Origin of the sequence: Candidatus Nitrosarchaeum limnium BG20 (genome assembly GCF_000241145.1) — an archaeon.
Classification (GTDB): domain Archaea; phylum Thermoproteota; class Nitrososphaeria; order Nitrososphaerales; family Nitrosopumilaceae; genus Nitrosarchaeum; species Nitrosarchaeum limnae.
In genome coordinates this window covers 1-4,801 of sequence record NZ_AHJG01000282.1, presented here as the reverse complement: position 1 = coordinate 4,801, position 4,801 = coordinate 1, and the positions used below count along the sequence as shown (strand labels likewise).

The following is a 4,801-nucleotide window of genomic DNA, read 5'->3' as shown; positions in this document are numbered from 1 at the left end:
TTTGGAGTGGTTCGTATCTACCTTCTGGTTGATATTTTTCCATCAAACCATTTAGTGCAAGTGTTTTTTCTTCCTTGTCTGTAACAAGTGATGCTTTGCCTTTGATTACAACACTAATGTATAATGTATCGGCAAGTGATGCATCTTTAGGATCTTCAAAGTATGAAGGTAAAAACTCTAATTCTCGATCTACCTCAAATCCGACTTTGTTGTTTCTGTGGATATTCTCAATTTTTTCACCCTTGGTATGAGAATGCATGTATATGCAATTATCAATATATACAAAATTCATTGGGATTATCTGTGGATATCCGTTATCATCAATACTAGAGATACGTCCCACATGTTCTTGATTCAAAAACTCTTGGATTTTTCGTGTGGATTTAATTTGTAAAATTCCAACTAGTTGCAATGAAAGTATATTGATCAATAATATTATAAATCCAGATCATGAATCGCTAAAATATTAGATAAATAAAGAAAATTCATGGATGATCCATATCTAAATGATTTAAAAAAAGAGTTCAAAGGATATTCAGCAGACTTGAAGAGACTAAAGAAGAAACTCTTAAAATCAAATTCATCTGATGAGCAATCAAGCATTATAAAAAAAATAGATACAATAGCAAAAGAGATGGAAAAAAATCAACGACAGTCAGTCAAAGTTACAAAATCTAGATTAAAAGAAAAACAAAATCAAATAAGGCATTTCAGCATTGATTAAAATTCCTCAAATACAGGATGAATGAAGGGATGGAGTTGAACGAAAAAGAAGAAGAGATGAGCAGGAATACAAATTTGGCGCTCAAAGTTTTAGAAGAATGGGGAAACAATTCAAGATTCATTTGGTTTAGAGAATTACATAGAATTTCAGATATTGAGAAAGGTGTGCTAAGAAACATCATTAATGATTTGAAAAAATCAAAAGAGATTCAGGAGATGCACGGTACAAATAATAGAATATTTTTTTGCCTAAGAAAATATTATAAAAAATGTTATGATGTAGAATTTAGATTCAAGGGAAAACCAATCATGCTCAGAGATGGTAGCAAGGTCAAAATCATTCAGGGGGAGACTAATGCAACCGCACGCACAAGGAAAAGAATTGAAAAACAGCAAAAAAGACGACAAGTAAAATCACGGTCACGAATAAAACAACGAAATATGCGGCCCCATAAATCATAAATTGTTGAGATAGTTATCCTATTTTTCTGCGCATTAGATTTGACTCTGCTCTCTTTAGTTTGGCAGTTTCTGCTACTTCGTCTGCCATATCATACAAATGATGAAGTTCCAAGCCAGTGACTATCTCATCTTCTTTTTGGTCTTCCAGAGTTTGCTCAATATTATTTAGAATATCTATATTTTCTTCTAAAATTTTCAAACATCTTTCTATTTGGTCAGAAAGTTCGTCATTCATGATAATTCAATCAAAGATGTATAGTAAATGATTTTCGATGTCTAAAATGAACTTACTTTGCGAGTTTTTCTCTCAGGTAAGGCATGACATGGCTTGCAAATTTATCAATTGAACCAAAGTAGTTCTTACCCCAGAATCTAATTACAAAGTGGTTTACACCGGCTTTCATGAATCTCTCAAATGTTGGAATAATATCGTCAGGGGTTCCAACCGCAGTTGATGAACGAGCGATTTTATCAGGAATCTTTGTTGCAGCCTCTCTCATCTTGACAATCCAAGACTGATCAGACATTGAATATTCTGTAAAGTATTTTACAAAATCAAATCCTTCGATTTCTTTAATTCCATGTACACGTAAGACTTCAGGTTTGAACAAGCTTACTTTTACTGCTTCTTTCATTTTTGCCCAAGATTCTTCTGCATCTTCTGAAAAGTAAACATCAATATCCAATGCATATTGAAAATTATCTTTTTCTTGTTGAGTTCTGTTGTGTTTATTCATAGATGCTTGAATTTGTTTTGCATGATCTTCAAACAACTCAGGAGTATAACCAATTGGTAGCCAACCTTCCCCAAGTTTTCCTGTTAATTCCAAAGTACGTGTACCACCTGATGCCATGTATGTTGGTGGATGAGGTTTTCTGATTGGAGGTGCTTGAAGACATGCACCTTCTAATTTGTAATATTTACCATTGTAATTTACAGTGTTATCAGGAGTTGAACCATACAAAGTTTTGATAACTTGAATTTGTTCTTCCCATTTTGAAACTGGCTTTTCAAATGGAATGCAAAACTCTTTTAGATTTTGAGCCTCACCTGCACCAATTCCTAAAATTGCTCTTCCTTTTGAAACTCTATCAAGTGTAATTGCAGCTAGTGCAATGTTTGAAGGATGTCTTCTAATTGCGTCAGTTACACAAGTTCCCAATTCAACATTATTGGTAACTGCCGCAATTGCAGAAAGCATCACCCAAGGATCTAAGACTATAGCGTTTCTCCATTGAGGAACGTTTGTGTGGTCCATATAGAAAATAGAATCATAACCAGTTTTATCAGCAAGCATACAAGCAGTTAAAATTTGATCTTCAGAATACCCTGCTCGGGCAACATTTAATCCGTTTTGAATACCGAACTTTAATGGCTTTTCAGTAATCATACAATTAGACTAAAACATTAGCATAAATAAGTTTAGTCAAAACGAGAATCGTTACAATTTAACAATAAAATAGAAAAAAGTAAAATCCGTATGGATTTTTTATAGATTTCCTGATTTAATATCCTCTAGACACTTGATGACATCTTGTTTAGTTATTGGGATTGGGTTTGGATCCAAATGTCCTCTGTCAGTCATTACAGTGTCGGCTGCTTCAGATACATCAGCCTTTAGAGTCAATCTATCAAAGCCAAGTTTGGCCATGGCTTCTTTGAATCTATCATAGAAGATGGATTTGTTATGCTTGTGCGCAACTGTAGTACAAGAAGACAAAGAATAGCCATGTGGAATTCCTTCATTTGAGAATACATATGATAATGCATGTCCAAGTGTAGTGGAACAGTTACCAAATCCAATACCAGAAAGCATTGAACCATAAGGATAGTTTTCTGGTTTGTTATTCATTATTGCATCATAGAGTATCTCAAATGCCTGTTTACACATTGTTCTTGTAAAGTCATTACCAAGTTTGCTATCATAGCCCTCGGTTGCTTGTGCACATGCATCACAAACAGAGCTTTTGATGACTTGTTCTGGAGTACCATCCATAAAATATGAATCGACTACAGCCATGTCAGCAAGAAATCTGTCTTCGCGCAATAGCTTCTTTTTTCCATCAAATTTCAAAACGCAATACGTTGTCATTTCAGCTCCTGTTCCAAATGTAGTTGGAATCAAGATTTTTTCTTTTTTCATTTCAGGTGCAGCATATTTTACTACATCCATTGAACTTCCTCCTCCCAATCCAATTAGGACTGAAGGGTTCTTGTCTTTGAATTGTGAAATAACCTTATTGACATCTTCAATTGATGGTTCAGGTTTAACTTGATCATACAGCATATAGTCCTTAATTCCCATTTTGCCAAGCCATTTATCAGAAAGTTCTGGAGGAACGGTTGTGACAACTAGGGCATTTTTTGGATATTCTGTTTCACCAAGTGCATTTTTTCCAAAATTAATTATTTTTGGAATGCGTACTGTGTGCATGAATCAAACTCATCATTGATTATTATTATATCTTGCAGTAAGGGAGGATAACATATGATTATCCAGAATTATGAAGATCTAGCAACATTAGAAAAGAAAAGAGAATGCTTGGATATTTTAGAAGCAGGATTAAGAGCTGCAGACCCAGAAAACATCATTCCAAAGTTTGTTACTGCTAAAGAAATCAAAATCAATGACGAAGTTCTTAAAATGGAGGATTTTTCAAACATCTACACTGTAGCTTTTGGAAAAGCGGGAGATTCAATGACAAGGGCATTAAATGCCATAATTCCAATAAAGAGTGGAATAATAGTAATCCCAAAAGGCTCAAAATCAAAAATCAAAGGCAAGAAATTCCAGATTTTTAATTCAGGACATCCAAAACCTGATCAAACTAGCGTAAAGGCTGCAAAAGAAGTTACAAAATTTTTACAAAACAGAAGAGATGGAGAGTTGACAATTTTTCTTGTTTCAGGTGGAGGTTCAGCATTATTAGCTATTCCAGACGACATAACACTGGAGGATAAAATCTACGTAACAGAGTTATTGTTAAAATCAGGAGCAAGCATTCAAGAGTTTAATTGTATTAGAAAACATTTATCGAAAATAAAGGGAGGTAAATTAGTTGAAAATATCAAGTGTCATGGCATAGCACTTGTTATGTCAGATGTCGAAGGGGACGATCTCTCATCTATTGCATCAGGAACAACATACAAGGATGATACGACATTTCTTGATGCACTAAATATAATCAACAAATACAAATTAAAAAATAAAATCCCACTTGAGATAATGCAGAGGTTGGAAAATGGATTTAAAGGAGAAATTCCAGAGACGCCAAAAAAGATAAAGATAAAAAATTACATAATTGCAAATAATAAAGATTGCCTCAAAGCAATGGAATCAAAAGCAAAAGATTTTGGTTATGCAACAAAAACAATACAAGTATTTGGAAACATAAAGGATGCAACACAAACAATTATGGAAAACATTCCAGAGGAAAAAGGATGTCTCATATTTGGCGGTGAAACTACAGTGGAAGTGATTGGAAAAGGAATGGGTGGCAGAAATCAAGAACTAGTTTTAAGAATTTTAAAAAATTCACAGAATTTAAAAAAGATAGTAATTGCAGCAATTGGAACTGATGGAATAGATGGGAACTCGTTGTTTGCAGGAGCAAT

The 4,801-nt window shown here is 33.9% G+C and carries 7 protein-coding genes; 3 read left to right on the top strand and 4 right to left on the bottom strand.

Annotated elements, in window-relative coordinates:
* The coding region (locus BG20_RS09915; RefSeq protein WP_010194732.1) for a pyridoxamine 5'-phosphate oxidase family protein at positions 1-412 on the bottom strand (412 nt) is incomplete at its 3' end.
* A gap of 75 nt (positions 413-487) precedes the next feature.
* On the opposite strand from BG20_RS09915, the gene BG20_RS09910 reads away from it, so the two are divergent.
* On the top strand, positions 488-724 hold the full coding sequence (locus tag BG20_RS09910) for a hypothetical protein (RefSeq protein ID WP_010194731.1): 237 nt from the start codon (positions 488-490) through the stop codon (positions 722-724).
* Positions 725-759: 35 nt separating this feature from the next.
* Complete coding sequence (locus BG20_RS09905) at positions 760-1,185, top strand: hypothetical protein (protein ID WP_048097223.1); 426 nt, start codon at positions 760-762, stop codon at positions 1,183-1,185.
* Positions 1,186-1,198: 13 nt separating this feature from the next.
* On the opposite strand, the gene BG20_RS09900 is transcribed toward BG20_RS09905, so the two are convergent.
* From BG20_RS09900 to BG20_RS09890, 3 genes are all read right to left on the bottom strand, one after another.
* A complete protein-coding gene (locus tag BG20_RS09900; RefSeq protein WP_010194721.1) occupies positions 1,199-1,420 on the bottom strand; it encodes a hypothetical protein in 222 nt (73 codons plus the stop codon).
* A gap of 52 nt (positions 1,421-1,472) precedes the next feature.
* Entirely contained in the window at positions 1,473-2,576 is a 1,104-nt protein-coding gene (locus BG20_RS09895) for an LLM class flavin-dependent oxidoreductase (protein WP_010194718.1), read from the bottom strand.
* Between the two features lie 99 nt (positions 2,577-2,675).
* On the bottom strand, positions 2,676-3,620 hold the full coding sequence (locus tag BG20_RS09890) for an iron-containing alcohol dehydrogenase (protein WP_010194715.1): 945 nt from the start codon (positions 3,618-3,620) through the stop codon (positions 2,676-2,678).
* Between the two features lie 54 nt (positions 3,621-3,674).
* On the opposite strand from BG20_RS09890, the gene BG20_RS09885 reads away from it, so the two are divergent.
* Positions 3,675-4,801: glycerate kinase type-2 family protein (locus tag BG20_RS09885; RefSeq protein ID WP_010194714.1), on the top strand; the 1,127-nt coding region annotated here is incomplete at its 3' end.

What these genes read in the sequence shown, in the direction of transcription:
- BG20_RS09890 (WP_010194715.1), bottom strand. Translation starts at nt 3,620, where the DNA reads ATGCACACAGTACGCATTCCAAAAATAATTAATTTTGGAAAAAATGCA.
- BG20_RS09895 (WP_010194718.1), bottom strand. Translation starts at nt 2,576, where the DNA reads ATGATTACTGAAAAGCCATTAAAGTTCGGTATTCAAAACGGATTAAAT.
- BG20_RS09910 (WP_010194731.1), top strand. Translation starts at nt 488, where the DNA reads ATGGATGATCCATATCTAAATGATTTAAAAAAAGAGTTCAAAGGATAT.
- BG20_RS09900 (WP_010194721.1), bottom strand. Translation starts at nt 1,420, where the DNA reads ATGAATGACGAACTTTCTGACCAAATAGAAAGATGTTTGAAAATTTTA.